Source organism: Microbacterium sp. EG9 (assembly GCF_059759475.1).
In genome coordinates this window covers 1,090,741-1,107,714 of record NZ_CM186217.1, presented here as the reverse complement: position 1 = coordinate 1,107,714, position 16,974 = coordinate 1,090,741, and the positions used below count along the sequence as shown (strand labels likewise).

General features: G+C 71.0%; 16 protein-coding genes. 5 read left to right on the top strand and 11 right to left on the bottom strand.

The genetic code is table 11. The annotated features are described in order from the left end of the window. Positions 1–2 precede the first annotated feature (2 nt). Positions 3–239 carry a hypothetical protein gene (locus AC6CQV_RS05125; RefSeq protein ID WP_498260456.1) on the top strand — a complete coding sequence of 79 codons (237 nt, stop codon included), beginning with the start codon at positions 3–5 and terminating at the stop codon, positions 237–239. A 34-nt stretch (positions 240–273) separates the two neighbouring features. Here the strand turns inward: AC6CQV_RS05125 and AC6CQV_RS05120 are convergent, their stop codons facing one another. Further along, complete coding sequence (locus AC6CQV_RS05120; protein WP_498260455.1) at positions 274–1,884, bottom strand: UDP-N-acetylmuramoyl-L-alanyl-D-glutamate--2,6-diaminopimelate ligase; 1,611 nt, start codon at positions 1,882–1,884, stop codon at positions 274–276. Between the two features lie 67 nt (positions 1,885–1,951). Beyond that, positions 1,952–4,021, bottom strand: coding sequence for an excinuclease ABC subunit UvrB (gene uvrB / locus AC6CQV_RS05115; RefSeq protein WP_060958714.1), 2,070 nt, complete (start codon positions 4,019–4,021; stop codon positions 1,952–1,954). Between the two features lie 85 nt (positions 4,022–4,106). On the opposite strand from uvrB, the gene AC6CQV_RS05110 reads away from it, so the two are divergent. After that, positions 4,107–4,721: a DUF4126 domain-containing protein gene (locus tag AC6CQV_RS05110; protein ID WP_492490672.1), complete on the top strand. Its 615-nt coding sequence runs from the start codon at positions 4,107–4,109 to the stop codon at positions 4,719–4,721. A 10-nt stretch (positions 4,722–4,731) separates the two neighbouring features. Here AC6CQV_RS05110 and coaE read toward each other — a convergent pair whose 3' ends face one another. From coaE to AC6CQV_RS05080, 6 genes are all read right to left on the bottom strand, one after another. Continuing rightward, the gene (coaE, locus tag AC6CQV_RS05105; protein ID WP_205283060.1) at positions 4,732–5,346 is read right to left on the bottom strand and encodes a dephospho-CoA kinase; all 615 of its coding nucleotides are present in this window, start codon (positions 5,344–5,346) and stop codon (positions 4,732–4,734) included. A 2-nt stretch (positions 5,347–5,348) separates the two neighbouring features. Then, complete coding sequence (locus tag AC6CQV_RS05100) at positions 5,349–6,548, bottom strand: hypothetical protein (RefSeq protein WP_061781718.1); 1,200 nt, start codon at positions 6,546–6,548, stop codon at positions 5,349–5,351. After that, entirely contained in the window at positions 6,545–8,230 is a 1,686-nt protein-coding gene (locus AC6CQV_RS05095; RefSeq protein ID WP_498260454.1) for a sensor histidine kinase, read from the bottom strand. Before AC6CQV_RS05095 ends, AC6CQV_RS05100 begins: the two co-directional genes overlap by 4 nt. A 104-nt stretch (positions 8,231–8,334) precedes the next feature. Further along, the gene (gene rpsA / locus AC6CQV_RS05090) at positions 8,335–9,786 is read right to left on the bottom strand and encodes a 30S ribosomal protein S1 (protein WP_060958718.1); all 1,452 of its coding nucleotides are present in this window, start codon (positions 9,784–9,786) and stop codon (positions 8,335–8,337) included. Between the two features lie 194 nt (positions 9,787–9,980). After that, positions 9,981–10,994, bottom strand: a complete 1,014-nt coding sequence (locus AC6CQV_RS05085) for a cation diffusion facilitator family transporter (RefSeq protein WP_060958719.1) — start codon at positions 10,992–10,994, stop codon at positions 9,981–9,983. Positions 10,995–10,996: 2 nt separating this feature from the next. After that, positions 10,997–11,437, bottom strand: coding sequence for a YchJ family protein (locus AC6CQV_RS05080; RefSeq protein ID WP_101306465.1), 441 nt, complete (start codon positions 11,435–11,437; stop codon positions 10,997–10,999). 68 nt (positions 11,438–11,505) lie between these two features. On the opposite strand from AC6CQV_RS05080, the gene AC6CQV_RS05075 reads away from it, so the two are divergent. The 3 genes from AC6CQV_RS05075 to AC6CQV_RS05065 all read left to right on the top strand — a co-directional run bounded on the left by AC6CQV_RS05075 (position 11,506) and on the right by AC6CQV_RS05065 (position 13,740). Next, complete coding sequence (locus tag AC6CQV_RS05075) at positions 11,506–12,045, top strand: hypothetical protein (RefSeq protein ID WP_498260453.1); 540 nt, start codon at positions 11,506–11,508, stop codon at positions 12,043–12,045. A 278-nt stretch (positions 12,046–12,323) separates the two neighbouring features. After that, positions 12,324–12,785, top strand: coding sequence for a hypothetical protein (locus tag AC6CQV_RS05070; protein ID WP_498260452.1), 462 nt, complete (start codon positions 12,324–12,326; stop codon positions 12,783–12,785). A gap of 37 nt (positions 12,786–12,822) precedes the next feature. Beyond that, complete coding sequence (locus AC6CQV_RS05065) at positions 12,823–13,740, top strand: 5'-3' exonuclease (RefSeq protein WP_498260451.1); 918 nt, start codon at positions 12,823–12,825, stop codon at positions 13,738–13,740. A 439-nt stretch (positions 13,741–14,179) separates the two neighbouring features. On the opposite strand, the gene AC6CQV_RS05060 is transcribed toward AC6CQV_RS05065, so the two are convergent. The 3 genes from AC6CQV_RS05060 to trpD form a co-directional block, all read right to left on the bottom strand. Further along, positions 14,180–15,166, bottom strand: coding sequence for a PHP domain-containing protein (locus AC6CQV_RS05060; protein WP_498260450.1), 987 nt, complete (start codon positions 15,164–15,166; stop codon positions 14,180–14,182). Positions 15,167–15,237: 71 nt separating this feature from the next. Continuing rightward, entirely contained in the window at positions 15,238–15,729 is a 492-nt protein-coding gene (locus AC6CQV_RS05055; protein WP_060958722.1) for a hypothetical protein, read from the bottom strand. Positions 15,730–15,824: 95 nt separating this feature from the next. Beyond that, positions 15,825–16,886 carry an anthranilate phosphoribosyltransferase gene (gene trpD / locus AC6CQV_RS05050; RefSeq protein WP_060958723.1) on the bottom strand — a complete coding sequence of 354 codons (1,062 nt, stop codon included), beginning with the start codon at positions 16,884–16,886 and terminating at the stop codon, positions 15,825–15,827. Positions 16,887–16,974 lie beyond the last annotated feature (88 nt).

Here is a 16,974-nt window from a genome sequence, read left to right as displayed (position 1 = left end):
TCATGACACGAAACGATCCGGATCGCCCTCCGCTGCGCGAGCGGGTCCGCGAGGCCGGCGGCTGGTACACGTACCTCAACACGCGCCTGATCCGTTTCGCGGGACCGGCCTCGGTGGGCCCCTACGACGTCGAGCCGGAGCCCGCCCGCACCGAGCGCGCGTGCCCGCTGTGCGGGGCGCCGATGTCGCGGCACACGTTCGACCGCAGCGGCCCGAAGCCCCTCATGCACTGCCCCTGAGGCACTCCCCCGACGCCGGACGACCGCCGGACGGTCAGCCCTCGGATGCCGCGGCCGCCGCGGCGGCACGCCGCCGCTGCAGGGCCCACTCGACCTCGTCGGGGTCGCTGTGCGGAACGATCACGCCGTCGCGCACGATCTGGTGACGCTCGTCGCCCTTGCCGACGATCGCGATCAGGTCCCCCTCCTCCGCCAGCTCGACCGCCTTGTGGATCGCCTCGGCGCGTCCCGCGACGTCGAAGACCTGTGCGTGCGAGCCCCGGGTGCCCGCGACCACCGCACGGCGGATCGTCGCGGGATCCTCGTCGGCCGGGTTGTCGTCGGTGACGATCACGATGTCCGAGGCCATCGCCGCGAACCGGCCCATGAGAGGCCGCTTGTGCATGTCGCGGTTGCCGTTGGAGCCGATCACCGTGATGATCCGCGCCGGAGTGAGCGGGCGCATGGCGCGCAGCAGGGCGTTGATCGCCTCGGGCTTGTGACCGGCGTCGATGACGACCTGGAAGGGCGCGTCGACCGGCACGAACTGCACACGGCCCTCGACGCCGGTGAACGTCGCGATGCCCGCGACCGACGCCGACAGCGGATGCCCGACGATGTCGAGCGCCGCCACGGCGGCGACGATGTTGCTGACGCTGAACTCGCCGACCATCGGCGTCGTGAAGCGGGCCGACTGCCCCTCGGGCCCCACGACCGTGAAGGAGGATCCGTGCAGGCCGAGCTCGACGTCGACCGCCCGCCAGTCCGCCTCTCGGCCCGTGACCGAATACGACTGCGTGTGCAGCTCGGGATCGGCGTGCAGGCGACGGCCGGCGCGGTCGTCGACGTTCACCAGGCCGACACCCGACATCGCGCTCGTCAGCAGCTCGCGCTTGGCCAGGAGGTAGGCCTCCTGCGTGCCGTGGAAGTCGCGGTGGTCGTGACCGAGGTTGAGGAACACGCCGACGTCGAAGTGGAGCCCGGCGACCCGATTCATCGTGATGGCGTGGCTGGACACCTCCGACGACACCACCTCGACCCCGCGCTCGCGCATGAGAGCCAAGAGGGCCTGCATCTGCGGAGCTTCCGGGGTCGTCAGCGTGGAGGGCACCGCGACGCCGTCGATGCGGGTCCCCATCGAACCGATCACGCCGCTGCGGACCGAGCCGCGCGCGGCGTCCACGAGATAGGTCGTCGAGGTCTTCCCCTGCGTGCCGGTGATGCCGATCGTCTTCAGCGCCTGCGCGGGATACCCGTAGAACCAGGCGGCGAGCGCACCGAGGAACCGGCGCGGGTGCTCGTCGACGACGATGCGGGCGAGCTGGTCCAGGCCGGGTGTCTCCGCGATGATCGCGGCTCCCTCGGCATCCGTGAGCACCGCGGCGGCGCCGGCGGCGACCGCGTCCGCCACGAAGCGTGCGCCGTGGGTGCGCGCTCCCGGCTGGGCGAGGAAGAGGTCGCCCGCACGAGTCGACGCGGTCGTCAGCGAGATCCCCGTCACGGTCGCCGACCCCGTCACACGTGCGCTCGGAAGCCGGGCCGCAACCTCATCCAGGGTGCGCGGCGTCACGTGGTCGGGTCGGTTGACGACGGCCGCGACGACCCCCGCCGTACTGCTCGTTCCCGCGTCCGAGGGTTCCGGCGCGCAGGACTGCTCGATACTCACTCGGTGACGATAGCAAACCGATAGCCACCTCCCATGAACGCGCGCCGTGCGTTCCTGGGTGTGCCGCTCAGGCGTGTCCGGCGCGCTCCATCGCGCGCAGCTCCTTCTTGAGGTCCTGCACCTCGTCGCGCAACCGGGCGGCGAGCTCGAACTTCAGCTCGCCCGCGGCCGCCAGCATCTGGTTGGACAGATCCTCGATGGTGGCCTCCAACTGCATCGCCCCCTCCGCCGCGATGCCCTCGCGCCGCAGACGCGGCGTCGGAGAGCCGGCGCGACCGCCACCGCCCTTGCGAGCGAGCATCTCCCTCGTGTCGGAGGCCTCGCGGGCCAGCACATCCGTGATGTCGGCGATCTTCTTGCGCAGCGGCTGCGGGTCGATGCCGTGGGCCGTGTTGTAGGCGATCTGCTTCTCGCGTCGGCGCTCGGTCTCGTCGATCGCCAACCGCATCGAGTCGGTCATGTTGTCCGCGTACATGTGCACCTCGCCCGACACGTTGCGGGCCGCACGTCCGATCGTCTGGATGAGCGACGTGCCGCTGCGAAGGAAGCCCTCCTTGTCGGCGTCGAGGATCGCGACGAGCGAGACCTCGGGCAGATCCAGGCCCTCGCGCAGCAGGTTGATGCCGACCAGCACGTCGTACACGCCCTGCCGCAGCTCCGTGAGCAGCTCGACGCGTCGCAACGTGTCGACGTCGGAGTGCAGGTACCGCACGCGGACCCCGTGCTCACCCAGGAAGTCGGTCAGCTCCTCCGCCATCTTCTTGGTCAACGTCGTGACCAGGACGCGCTCGTCGCGTTCGACGCGCCGGCGGATCTCCTCCAGGAGGTCGTCGATCTGTCCCTTGGAGGGCTTCACGATGATCTGCGGATCGACCAGACCGGTGGGGCGGATGATCTGCTCGACCACGCCGTCCGCGATGCCCATCTCGTATCGCCCGGGAGTCGCCGAGAGGTAGACCGTCTGTCCGACACGGTTCTTGAACTCGTCGAAGCGCAACGGCCGGTTGTCCAGGGCGCTCGGCAGACGGAAGCCGTGATCGACGAGCGTGCGCTTGCGCGAGGCATCCCCCTCGTACATCGCACCGATCTGCGGCACCGTCACGTGCGACTCGTCGATGACGAGCAGGAAGTCGTCGGGGAAGAAGTCGAGGAGGGTGTGGGGCGGCTCGCCCGGCTCGCGACCGTCCATGTGGCGCGAGTAGTTCTCGATGCCCGAGCAGAAGCCGAGCTGCTGCAGCATCTCGAGGTCGAAGGTGGTCCGCATCCGCAGCCGCTGCGCCTCCAGCAGCTTCCCCTGCCCCTCCAGCTCGGCCAGCCGCTCGGCCAGCTCCGATTCGATGGTGCCGATCGCCCGGTGGACGGTCTCGGTGCCGGCGACGTAGTGCGACGCGGGGAAGATCGGCACGCTGTCGAGCTTCTGCACGACATCGCCCGTCAGCGGGTGCAGCATGTACAGCGCCTCGATCTCGTCCCCGAAGAGCTCGATGCGCACGGCGTACTCCTCGTATACGGGGATGATCTCGATCGTGTCGCCGCGCACGCGGAAGTTGCCGCGGGAGAAGTCGACGTCGTTGCGGTTGTACTGCATCGCGATGAACTTGCGGATGAGGGCGTCGCGGTCGTACCGCTCCCCCACCTGCAGGGCCACCATGGCGCGCAGATACTCCTCGGGCGCCCCGAGGCCGTAGATGCACGAGACCGTGCTGACGACGATGACGTCGCGTCGGCTCAGCAGCGCGTTCGTCGTCGAGTGGCGCAGCCGCTCCACCTCGGCGTTGACCGACGAGTCCTTCTCGATGAACGTGTCCGTCTGCGGGACGTAGGCCTCGGGCTGGTAGTAGTCGTAGTAGCTGACGAAGTACTCCACCGCGTTGTGCGGCATGAGCTCACGGAACTCGTTGGCCAGCTGCGCGGCGAGCGTCTTGTTGTGGGCGAGCACGAGCGTCGGCCGCTGCACCTGTTCGACGAGCCAGGCGGTCGTCGCCGACTTGCCGGTTCCCGTCGCGCCGAGCAGCACGACGTCGGTCTCTCCCGCGTTGATGCGCGCGGCCAGGTCGGCGATGGCCTGAGGCTGATCGCCGCTGGGCGCGTACTCGCTGACGACCTCGAACGGCCGGACGGATCGCGTGGTCTGCATTCCTCCAGCGTACGGTCGGCCTCCGACATCGGGCCCGCCGTTCGCCGTCGGCGTCGGCGTCGGCGGCGCCGCGTACCCTGGATCCATGCTGGAGTTCCTCGTCGGATCGGGCCTCGCCGCGGCGGCGGGCCTGAACGCGTGGATGCCGCTGTTCGCCCTGGGCCTGATCGACCGGTTCCTCCCGTCGATCCTCCAGCTGCCGCCCGCGTGGGCGTGGCTGTCGAGCGATGTCGCGCTCTGGATCACCGGCATCCTGCTGGTCGTCGAGATCGTCGCCGACAAGGTGCCGGCGGTCGACTCCGTCAACGACGTGCTGCAGACCGTGGTGCGCCCGGCATCCGGCGGGATCGTCTTCGGAGCCGGCGCGAGCGCCGAGACCGTCCGCGTGGACGACCCCGCGCTGTTCGCCGGAACGGCCTGGGTGCCCGTCGTGGTGGGTGTCGTGATCGCCCTCGCGATCCATGCGCTCAAAGCCTCGATACGGCCGATCGCGAACGCCGCGACCTTCGGCCTCGCCGCGCCGGCGCTCTCGGCCGGAGAGGACGTGTCCGCGGTGGGGCTCATCCTCGCGGCGATCTTCGCGCCGCTGCTCGCCGGGGCGCTGATCGTGGGCATCGTCGCGACCGCGATCGTCGTGCTCCGCCGGCGACGACGACACCGCACTCCGCACGCCGCCGCGGCGCCCGCGTCATCCGGGTGAGGCCGCGGGGTCAGCGCTCCGTGCGGACCCCGTCGGTCAGCCGATCCCACAGCGCGTCGGTCTGCGCGTGCGTCTGTTCGAGTGTCCCCGACGTGTCGATGACGACGTCCGCGACCGCGAGACGCGTCTCGTCGTCGACCTGCGCCGCGATGCGCGCCCGCGCCTCGTCGGGACGGAGCTCGCGCAGGGTCACCAGGCGCTCCGCCCGCAGGGATGCCGGGGCGTGCGCCACCACGACGAGGTCCCAGGGATCGTCCGCGCGGGCCTCGACGAGAAGCGGCACGTCGTACACGACCACGGCGGCCGGGTCGGCGGCGAGGGCCGCGGCGAAGCGACGGCCGGACTCGGCCTTGACGGCCGGGTGGACGATCGCGTTCAGCCGCTCGCGCGCCGCGGGGTCGGAGAACACGATCGCGCCGAGCGCGGGCCGGTCCAGCGTGCCGTCACCCGCGATCACGCCCGCACCGAACGCCTCCGCGATGTCGGCGAGGACCGCCGATCCGGGCTGCTGCACCTCGCGCACGATGGCGTCGGCGTCCACGACGACGGCGCCGCGGCCGGCGAGCCGACGGGCGATCGTCGATTTGCCCGACGCGATGCCGCCGGTGAGCGCGATGAGAGGCATGACTACGAGGATGCCATGCCGGCCGACGGGGACGGCGATGCGGCGCCCGCGACGATCACCGACGCCTCGGCGATCTGCGCCGCGCGCAGGGCGGCCTCGCGCGCGGCGGTCATGAGCACCTCGGGATCGTGCCCCAGCACCTGGGTCAGCGCGACACCGACGCCGACCGACGCGAGGCGCCCGTGGTCGAGCGCCGTGAGCTCGTCGATCAGCCCGCGGAAAAGCGCGCCGCCGATGCGGCGCGCGTCGGCGGTCGACTCGGCCAGTGCGCAGATGACGAGCTGCCCGTCGCCGTCCTCGCCGACCAGGGCCGCGGCCGGCGCGTAGGAGCGCGCCGCGTGGCGGCAGGCGGCGGAGATCGTGTCGACGACGTCGCCGCCGAACGCGTCGCCGATCTCGTCGACCCCGTCGGCGCGCATCACGATCACCGCGATGCCCTCGCGGCGCCACGACGCCCGCTCGACGATGTCGGCGAGAGCCCCCGCGAAGGTGCGTGGCAGCATCACGCCGTCGGCGGCGACACCGTTCGACGTCAGCCACTCGTAGCGCTGCAGCGTGGTGCGATGCGACCGCAGCACCGACGTCACGATCGCCGCCACCATCGTGAGGATGACCGTCACGATGTTCGCGCTGATGGAGCCGAGCCAGCGCGAGAAGATCTCGCTGTACGGCCCCGCCGCGAGGAAGACCACCAGCCGCACGGCGTAGAACACGCCCGCGAGGCCCAGGACGACCGAGAGTGCCCACGCGCTGCGCAGACCCCGCATGGGCGTTCGCAGGGACTCCGCCGCACCGCATCCGAACAGCACGACGAGCGCGGCGGCCATCGCCCACCAGCCGCCCCAGCTGCCACGGCTGGGGTACTCGATCAGCACGGCGACGAACGTCACCGCCGCCAGCACCCCGACCGCCACCGACACCGCGGTCAGCGGACGGTCGTTGAACCGCCGGCTGCCGAGCAGCATGAACCCCGGGACGCAGACGAACAGCGTGTTGCCGACGGCGACCGACACCGCGGCGCCCACCCCCGCCGACCACGCCATGTAGGCGACCGTCGTCGCGAGCCCGCAGAAGAAGGCGACCGCCCACAGGCGCCCGGGACCCGTGTCACGGCGCAGGAGGGTGTCGAGGATGAAGGTCAGGCCCGCGACCGACGCGACGATCGCGGTCATCACGGTCACGCTGAACAGGTCGAGGCTCATCGCGGCTCCCCCACGGCGGAATCGTCCTGACCGGCCAGTCCGAGAGCCGCGACCTCGCGCTCGTAGACGTCCCGGGTGGCCGGCAGCACCACGGTGAACACGGTGCCCTCGCCGGCCGTCGACTCGACCGTGATGGTGCCGCCGTGGGCCGTGACGAGATTGCGCGTGATCGAGAGGCCGAGGCCGTTGCCGGGCACGCTCGGGGTCGCGCGGAAGAACCGCTCGAAGACGCGGGAGGTCGCCTCGGGAGTCATGCCGATGCCGGTGTCCGCGACACGGATCACGGTGTGCACGCCGTCGGTGGACGTCGACGCGGTCACCGTGCCGCCGTCGCGATTGAACTTGATCGCGTTGGCGAGGAGGTTGTCGACCACCTGGCGGATGCGGGCCGCATCCGCGTAGGCCTCCGCCCAGCCGGCCTGATCGACGCGGATCGTGACGAACCGGTCGGCCGCGACGGGCTCCAGCCCGGCCGCCGCCGCGCGGACGACGTCCGCCATGTCGAGGGCGCGCGGACGCAGCCGCGTGTCGATCGACGAGCCCGAGCGCGACGAGGCCGAGAGGATGTCGGTGACGATGCCGAGCAGGCGCTCGCTGTTGCGGTACGCGGTCTCCACCTGCCGCCGCGCCTCCTCCGACAGTCCCCCGCCGTCGAGCGCGAGCTCCAGGTAGCCGAGGATCGAGGTCAGCGGAGTGCGCAGCTCGTGTGAGATCGACGCCACGAGATCGTCGCGCACCCGCTGGGCGTCGCGCTCGGCGGTGACGTCGCGGGCGATCAGCACGGCCCCCGCCGACGCACCGTTGTGGTCGGTCAGATGGCGCCCGGAGAACGCGATCGCGCGGCGGCTGCCGTCGGCGAGGGCGAACCAGAGCACGATGTCGTCGAACGACTCCCGGCGCTGCAGTCGCACCAGCGGATGCTGCTCCGCCACGAGCGGCGCGAGCTTCTCGTCCAGGACCTCGGCGGCGTCGGCGCCGGCGGGCAGGAAGCCGGGGATGTGACCGAAGCGGATGAGCGCATCGTTCTCCAGCACCACCTCCCCGCTCTCCGCGAGGCGGATCACGCCGAAGTCGACGGTGTCGAGCACTTCGCTGACGAGCTGCTCCTGGCGAAGCGCCTCCCGGTGGGCCGCGGACACGCGGACGGCCTGGCGGTCGAGCAGGCTCCGCTGCGCGCTGTATCGGCGCGCGGACGCGTAGCTGGCCGCGCTGACGGCGATGACGACGATCGGCAGGAGCACGACCGCGTACGTGCCGCTGGACGAGGAGCCGGTCGCGAGCACCACCCAGTACACGGCGGGGATGCCGAGGGCCGCGACCGCGAAGCCGAGCCTGCCGAGGGTCGACAGCCACATCGCCGGGAAGACCCAGAGCAGCCCGAACGCCGCCGCGGGGTCGGAGATGCGCAGCAGCGTGATCGCGATGATGTCGACGACGGGGATGACGGCGACCGCGGCGGGCGGGAGGCGGGACCAGGGCACCGCGAGCGCGGCGACGCCTCCGAGCACCACGAGCAGCACGGCGACGCCGAACAGACCGCCGTCGGCCAGGGATCCGGTCGCGATGCCGACGACGAACAGCACACCGACGACGGCGCAGAGCACCAGCTGGTTGTTCGCTGCGACGCGGTCGCGCAGTTCGCCGCCGATACGGCCGTCGGCGGAGCGAGGGGGGTTCGCCATGGGACGACGTTACCGCCGAGCGAGGCGGTCAGGTGGGAGGGGACGGCGCAGGGCCGCCGCCCGGACGATTCCGGTGCGACGGCCCTGTGCGGATGCGGTGCGGTTCAGCGACCCGACAGCTTCTCGCGGAGAGCCGCGAGAGCCTCGTCGTCGGCGAGCGTGCCGCCGCCGTTCGAGGAGTCGGACGAGAACGACGACGAGCCGGACTCGATGGGAGCGGCGGCCTCGGCCTCGAGCGTCTTGGCGACGGCGAGCTTGTGCGCCTCCCAGCGAGCCTGGGCAGCGGCGTACTCCTGCTCCCACTTCTCGCGCTGGGCGTCGAAGCCCTCGAGCCAGGCACCCGACTCGGGGTCGAAGCCCTCGGGGTACTTGTACTCGCCGTTCTCGTCGTACTCGGTGGCCATGCCGTACAGCGCCGGGTCGAACTCGGTGCCGTTGGGGTCGACCGACTCGTTGGCCTGCTTGAGCGACAGCGAGATGCGGCGACGCTCCAGGTCGATGTCGATGATCTTGACGAAGACCTCTTCACCGACGGAGACGACCTGCTCGGCGAGCTCGACGTGCTTGCCCGACAGCTCGGAGATGTGCACGAGGCCCTCGATGCCGTCGGCGACGCGGACGAACGCACCGAACGGGACCAGCTTGGTGACCTTGCCCGGAGCGACCTGACCGATCGCGTGGGTACGGGCGAAGACCTGCCACGGGTCCTCCTGCGTCGCCTTCAGCGACAGCGAGACGCGCTCGCGGTCGAGGTCGACCTCGAGGATCTCGACGGTGACCTCCTGGCCCACCTCGACGACCTCGGAGGCGTGCTCGATGTGCTTCCAGGACAGCTCGGAGACGTGGACGAGACCGTCGACGCCGCCGAGGTCGACGAACGCACCGAAGTTGACGATCGACGAGACGACACCCTTGCGGACCTGACCCTTGTGCAGGTTGTTGAGGAACGTGGTGCGCGACTCGGACTGCGTCTGCTCGAGCAGGGCACGGCGCGAGAGCACGACGTTGTTGCGGTTCTTGTCGAGCTCGAGGATCTTGGCCTCGATCTCCTGGCCGAGGTACGGCGTGAGGTCGCGGACGCGGCGCAGCTCGATGAGCGACGCGGGCAGGAAGCCGCGCAGGCCGATGTCGACGATCAGACCACCCTTGACGACCTCGATCACGGAGCCGGTGACGACACCGTCGTTCTCCTTGATCTTCTCGACGTCGCCCCACGCACGCTCGTACTGCGCGCGCTTCTTGGACAGGATGAGGCGGCCTTCCTTGTCCTCCTTCTGGAGAACGAGGGCTTCGACCTCGTCGCCGACCTTGACGACCTCGTTGGGGTCGACGTCGTGCTTGATCGAGAGCTCGCGCGAGGGGATGACGCCCTCGGTCTTGTACCCGACGTCGAGGAGGACCTCGTCGCGGTCGATCTTCACCACGGTGCCTTCGATGAGGTCGCCGTCGTTGAAGAACTTCAGGGTCTTCTCGACCGCGGCCAGGAAGTCCTCAGCAGATCCGATGTCGTTGATGGCGACCTGCTTGGTGGCCGGGGCGGTCGTTGCGGTAGTCATGTAGTGGGTTGTCCTTGTTGGGTTGGATGTCGGGCTCCGATGCGGAAGATCGCATCGCGGCATCCGTACGAAGACGAACGGATGCCGCCGCCGGAGCGGTCGGTCAGGGATTGCGTGTCAGGAACATGCGGCAGGGCCACACGAATGACACTCCAGGGTATCAGAGTCACCGGGTTCCCGCCGGGTCGCGGGCCTCAGCCGCGCAGCGGGTCGGCGGGGTGGTCGGGATCGAGGGCGGGCGCCCCGGGACGCGACAGTGTCAGCACGGCCCACGCGACGCGCGGGCTGGCGGCGAGCCGGTCTTCGATGGCGTTGAGCTGCTCCGCAACGACGTGCTCGGGGATGTCGCCGACCAGATCGACCGCGGCGACGACGAAGACGCGCCCGGGGCCGACGTACTCGATGTGGAGGTAGGTGATCTGGGCGATCTCCGGCTGGGCGAGCAGGCGCTGGAGAGCGGCCGCCCGCACCCGTGGATCGACCGCGACACCGACCAGGAACCGACGGTTCTGGCGGATCAGCACGACCGCGACGACCGCCAGCAGGACGCCGACGAGGATCGAGCCGATCGCGTCGGGGACCGCCGACCCCGTGAGCTGATGCAGCAGGATGCCGCCGAAGGCGATCACCAGACCGATCAGCGCCGCGGCATCCTCGAAGAACACCGCCCGCAGCGTGGGATCGGACGTTCCCATCACGTAGTCGAGGACGTCCTGCGAGCTCTCCTTCGCATGCCGCCGCGACTGACGCAGCGCCTGCAGGAACGAGATCCCCTCGAGGACGAAGGCGACGGCCAGCACGGCGTACGACACACCGAACAGACCGGCCGGCTCCGGGGAGAACAGCTCCTGCACGCCGTGCATGATCGACACGCCCGCACCGACCGCGAACAGTCCGAACGCGGCGAACAGCGACCAGACGTACGCCTCGCGTCCGTAACCCGTGGGATGCCGCGCGTCGCGCGGGCGCACCGACCGCCGCGCCGCGACGTACAGGAAGATCTCGTTGCCGGTGTCGGCCCACGAGTGCGCCGCCTCGGCGAGCATGCTCGCCGCGCCGGTCAGCATCGCCGCGATGGTCTTGGCGATCGCGATGAGGAGGTTGGCGCCGAGGGCGATCAGCACCGTGAGCAGCGACGCGCTCTGTCCCTCCGGCGCGCCGGCATCCGTCGATGCGGGGCGGGCGCCGGGCGGACGGGCGGGGGTCATGCTCACACGCTACGCCGGTCGACCACCCCGTCGAGGTACGTCCAGCGTCCGTCGACGAGGCGGAACCGGCTCGTCTCGGCGAGGACGCCGCGATCCCCGCTGCTCCGATCGGCCCACCGGGCGCGGAACGAGACGACACCCCGGGTGTCGCCCGCACGCCCCTGCTCCGTGGAGAGGATCTCCAGCCCGCGCCAGTCGGTCTGCGCGTCGAGCTCGAGCCGATCGGGCCTCGTCGCCGGATGCCAGGAGGCCAGCAGGTGCGCGGCGTCGCCGAGCGCGAACGCGCTGTAGCGCGAACGCATCAGCGCCTCGGCGGTCGGCGCCGCCTCGCCATCGAGAACGGGCCCGCAGCACGCGGCGAAGGCGTCGCCGCTGCCGCACACGCACCGCGATCCCGGAGCCGGGCGGCGCCCGCGCGACGGAGAGACGGCGCCGAACGACATGCCTCGACTCTACGGCGCGGCTGTGGATAACCGGGATGGACGGCCGGTGCCGTGACTAGCGTGGTGGCATGGTGACGCGGCGGCAGGCGGGGGCGGCGATCGCCCTCGCCGTCGTCTGGGGCCTGGCGATGAGCGGCTGCACGCCTCAGCCCGCGCCCGTGCCGAGCGCCTCCGCGACGGGCTTCGCGTCGGACGAGGAGGCCTTCGCCGCCGCCGAGGCGACCTATCGCGCCTACGTCGACGCCCTCAATCGCGTCGACCTGGCCGACCCGCGCACGTTTGAGCCGGTGTATGAGTGGCTCGACGGTGAGGCTCTTGATGATTCGAAGAAGAGCTTCAGCCAAATGCACGCGGACTCGTGGACTGTTTCCGGCACTTCAGAGGTGTTCAGGTGGAAGGGCAATGCGTTCGACGCTGCGACGAGGTCTGTCGCCGGGACTGTGTGCCTGGATGTCAGCAACGTACGCGTGATCAACTCGACCGGGGAGTCCGTGGTGCCACTCGATCGCCCTGAACGACAGGCACTTCTTGTGGAGTTTCTGCCCCGGCTGAAGTCACCAACAGGTGTAGCCATCATGGTGAGCCGAGCAAGCGACGAACAATGCTGATCGTCCTCATGAGCCTGGCGATGTCGATGACTAGCCAGTCCACAGAATGCGGCGCACAGTCTGCTTGGACCTCATGCCCATCCATCTCGAACAGCGGGTCTTCCGTCGAGGTCGGCGCTACTCGTCCGGGCGGGTCGGAGGGCTCTCACGGCTCGCCCGACGGTTCGCGCGGTGACGGCGGGAGCTCCGGCGGCACGGCTTCTCCCCCGCCGGCGTGCACCGACAACCTGTGCCGCGGCAACTACTCCGTGGCGGTACTGCGGCCCACTCTCGCCGATGTGGCGTCGTTCGCCCCGGCATCCACGCCCCTCATCGACGAGCCCGACGGCGTCGGGATCGTCGGCATGCCCGTCAACTTCGTGGTCTCCGCCGGCGCCCACGAACAGGCCGGGGTGCTGTTCGACCTGCCCGTCACCGTGCGTTTCACACCGACGTCATACGTCTTCGTCCACGGCGACGGCACCGTGCGCGAGACCGTCACGGGCGGCCGCACGTGGGCGCAGCTGGGCCGCGCGCAGTTCAGCGCCACCGACACGAGCCACGCCTACTCGACCCGCGGCACCTATACGGCCACCGCGACCGTGCGGTACGCGGCCCAGGTGGACTTCGGCGGGGGCTGGACGGATGTCCCGGGCCTTCTCGAGATCCCGGCCGGCGCCACGACACTGCAGATCGTGGAGGTGCGGACCGCGCTGGTCGAGCGGACCTGCGGGGAGAACCCCACCGGCCCGGGCTGCTGACCGCGACGCCGACGCGACCGCGTGACAGGATGAGCGCGTGGCCGATCGCCTGATGCTCCTCGACACCGCGTCCCTCTACTTCCGCGCGTTCTACGGCGTGCCCGACACGGTGAAGGCGCCGGACGGCCGTCCCGTCAACGCCGCGCGCGGACTCCTCGACATGATCGCGAAGCTCGTGACGACCTACGAGCCCACGCATCTCATCGCCTGCTGGGACGACGACTGGCGCCCCCAGTGGCGGGTCGACCTCATCCCGACCTACAAGACGCACCGCGTCGCCGAGGTCGTCGAGAGCGGCACGGACGTCGAGGAGGTGCCCGACCCCCTCACGATCCAGCTCCCGGCGATCCGCGACGAGCTCGACGCTCTGGGCATCCCGATCGTCGGTCACGCCCATCACGAAGCGGACGACGTCATCGCGAGCTACGCGACCCAGTCGACGAGGCCCGTCGACGTCGTGACCGGAGACCGCGACCTCTTCCAGCTCGTCGACGACGACAAGGACGTCCGGGTCATCTACACCGGACGCGGCATGAGCAAGCTCGAAGTGCTCGACGGCGCCGCCGTGGCAGCGAAGTACGGGGTGCTCGCCGAGCAGTACGCCGACTTCGCGGTGCTGCGCGGCGACGCCTCGGACGGGTTGCCCGGGGTCGCCGGCATCGGGGAGAAGACCGCCGCCACCCTCCTCGCCACCCACGGCGACCTCGCCGGCATCCTGGCGGCGGCCGCATCCGGCGAGGGCGTCACCGCCGGCGTCCGCGCCAAGCTGCTCGCCGCGGCCGACTACGTCGCCGTCGCCCCGCGCGTCGTGGAGGTGGTCCGCACGCTCGACCTGCCCGACGTCGACGCGCGGCTCCGCACCCCCGATGCGGCGGAGGTGGCGCGTGTGGATGCCGCGTGGAACCTGGGCACGCCCCTCGCGCGCGCGGTGAGCGCGGTCGCCGCGCGCGCCTGACCTCGGCCCTGCGTGGCAGCAGCCGCCACGATACGAGGACGCGACCGCGCCACCGCACCGCCGCACCACCGCACCACCGCACGCCGGTGACGTTCGTCGGACTTTCCGCGACGGTCCCACCCCTGGGCACCCACGGCCCGCGGTGACGACCGGGAAATCCGACGGTCGTCACGGCCGCCTCCGCAGGGCATGGCAGCCGCCGCCACCGCACGCCGACGCGACCGCACCCCCGCACTCCGGTGACGTTCGTCGGACTTTCCGCGACGGTCCGACCCCCGAGGCCCCCACGGCGGCAGGCACAGTCGGCGAATCCGACGGTCGTCACGGCCGCCTCGGGGGCACAGCAGCCCCCAGACGGGCCACGTCCGCCCGCAGACGGGGTACGTCCACCTCCGGCGGGCACGGCCGCCTCCGGCGGGCACCGCCGGCGGCGCCGCCCTCAGCGGTCGAGCCAATCGCGCAGGCGCGGGAGGGGCCAGGTCGTGACGATCCGCTCGGGCGGCACGCCGGCACGCTCGGCGCGCGCCGCGCCCTCGTCCAGCAGCCCGAGCTGGCCGGGAGCGTGCGCGTCGGAGTCGATGGAGAACAGGCACCCCTCGCTCAGCGCGAGCGCGATGAGGCCGTCCGGCGGATCCTCGCGCTCGGGCCGGGAGTTGATCTCCACCGCCACGTCGTGCGCGGCGCACGCGGCGAACACCGCGCGCGCGTCGAACGCCGACGGCGGACGGGTGCCGCGGTCACCGCGCACCAGACGCCCGGTGACGTGACCGAGCACGTGGACGTCACCGCTGGAGACGGCGTTCACCATCCGTCGGGTCATCGCCGGGGCCTCCATCCGCAGGGCGGAGTGCACCGATGCGACGACGACGTCGAGCCTGCGCAACAGGATGCGCTCCTGGTCGAGCCGCCCGTCGTCGAGGATGTCGACCTCGATGCCGCTGAGCAGTGTGAAGTCGTCGTCGCTGTACGCCGGCAGCTGCGCCAGCTGCGTACGAAGGCGCTCGGCGGTCAGTCCGTTCGCGACCCGCAGCCGTGGCGAGTGGTCCGTCAGCGCGAGGTATTCGTGACCGAGGGCCCGCGCCGCGTCGACCATGTCGCCGATCGGCGTCGTGCCGTCCGACCAGTGGGAGTGGCAGTGCAGGTCGCCGCGGAGTGTCGCGCGCAGCGCTGACCGCGCCGGGGCGAATCGCTCCCGCAGTTCGGCGAGATAGTCGGGCACCTGCCCGGCCAGCGCCTGCTGGATGACGCGGAACGACGAGTCGCCGATCCCCTTCCGGCGGCGCAGGGCGGCGGTGTCGGCCAGCTCGTCCGCGCTGAGATCGGAGATCGCCGCCGCCGCCGCACGGAAGGCAGCGGAGCGGTAGCGCGAGGCCCGCTCGCGCTCGAGCAGGCTCGCGATCTCCCTCAGGGCATCGATGGGCTCCATGTGCAAGACATCATGACAGCGGAACGGGCCCGCGCGCTGCGCGGGCCCGTTCCGAGGGAGACATCGATCGATCAGGCTCTCGTGACCGCCGAGCGGCGGACGACGACGGGCACGGAGGCCAGCCTCGTGAGCGCGGCGCCGAAGAGGATCGACAGGATGCCGACTCCCATCGCGAACGCGGCGACGCCGAAGGACACGACGGACGTGAACAGCGACGCCCGCAGGAACGACGCGTTCATCATCGTGGCGCGCACCGGGTCGTCCTTGTCGAGCTCGGCGTAGGTCTTGCCGCCGGAGGCCGTCAGCGCGTGGTGCTGGATGATGTCGGCCTGCACGTACGCGGTGAACGGGCCCTGGACGGTCTGGCCCTGGAAGGCGATCGCGTCATCGGGGACGGTGATGTTCTCGGCGCGCAGCTGGCTCGAGACCGTGACCCACACGACGAGACCGACGACGATCAGCGCGATTCCGCCGAGGATGCCGAGGATTCCGGCGATCTTGACGAATCCGACCTTCTTCTGCGGAGGTTCGAGGGTGTCGGCGGTGGCGGTGTTCTCTGACATGGTTGGGGGTCCTCTCTTTGGTGCCGGGCCGTTGCCTCACGGTATCGCTCACATCGGCGCGGCAACCAGAGGACGAGCCAGAGAAAACCCTGTGGTCAGTCCACAGTGCGCGTGGTCGCCTCGACCCACCGTGCCAGGACCCCGGCCGCGGCACCCTCGTCGATCGCGGCGGCGGCCCGCGCGCACGCCGCGGCGAGACGCTCGACGATCGGGTACTGCACCTGCGTGGCATCGCGGAACAGCTCGTACGAGACGATGCCCGCGGCCGCGTTCAGCAGGACGATGTCGCGCACGGGACCCTTCTGCCCGTCGAGCACACGGCGGACGACCTCGGCGTTGTGGTGCGCGTCGCCGCCCAGGAGGTCGGAGATGTCGGCGAGCGGGATGCCGAGGTCGCGCGGGTCGAGATCGTGTTCGTGGATGTCACCGCGGCTGATCTCCCACACCCGGCTGTGCCCGGTCGTCGTCAGCTCGTCCAGCCCGTCGTCGCCACGGAAGACGAGAGCCGTCGCGCCGCGCGTCTGGAACACGCCGGTGATGAGCGGCACGCGGTCCAGCGCCGCCACGCCGACGGCGTTCGCCTCGGCGCGGGCGGGGTTGCAGAGGGGCCCGAGGAAGTTGAACACCGTGGGGACGCCGAGCTCGGCGCGCGTCGGGCCCGCGTGGCGGAACCCCGGGTGGAAGGCCGACGCGAACGCGAACGTGATGCCGGCCTCGGCCAGCACGTCCGCCACCCGCTCCGGCGGCAGCGTCAGGTCGATCCCGAGCGCGGCCAGCACATCGGAGGATCCGGATGCCGAGCTGGCGGCGCGATTGCCGTGCTTGACGACGGGGATGCCGGTGGCTGCGGCGACGATGGCCGACATCGTCGACACGTTCACCGTGCCGAATCGGTCGCCGCCCGTTCCCACGATGTCGAGGACGTCCGCCGGCACCGGAAGCGGCAGCGCCGCCTCGAGGATGGCGTCGCGGAACCCGACGATCTCGTCGACCGTCTCGCCCTTCGCCCGCAGAGCAAGGAGGAATCCGCCCAGCTGGGAGGGGGTCGCGGAGCCCTGCATCACCTGCCGCATGGCCCACGTCGATTCCGACACACTGAGGTCGCGCCGGTCGAGAACGGCCGTGAGGATCTCGGGCCAGGAATAGAGCTCCACCATGAGCCCCGATCCTATCGGCACTCTGTCAGGGAACTCCCGGCGCGCGCGAAGCGCCCTCCGATCCCTCCGAAAGTCGAACGCACCTTCA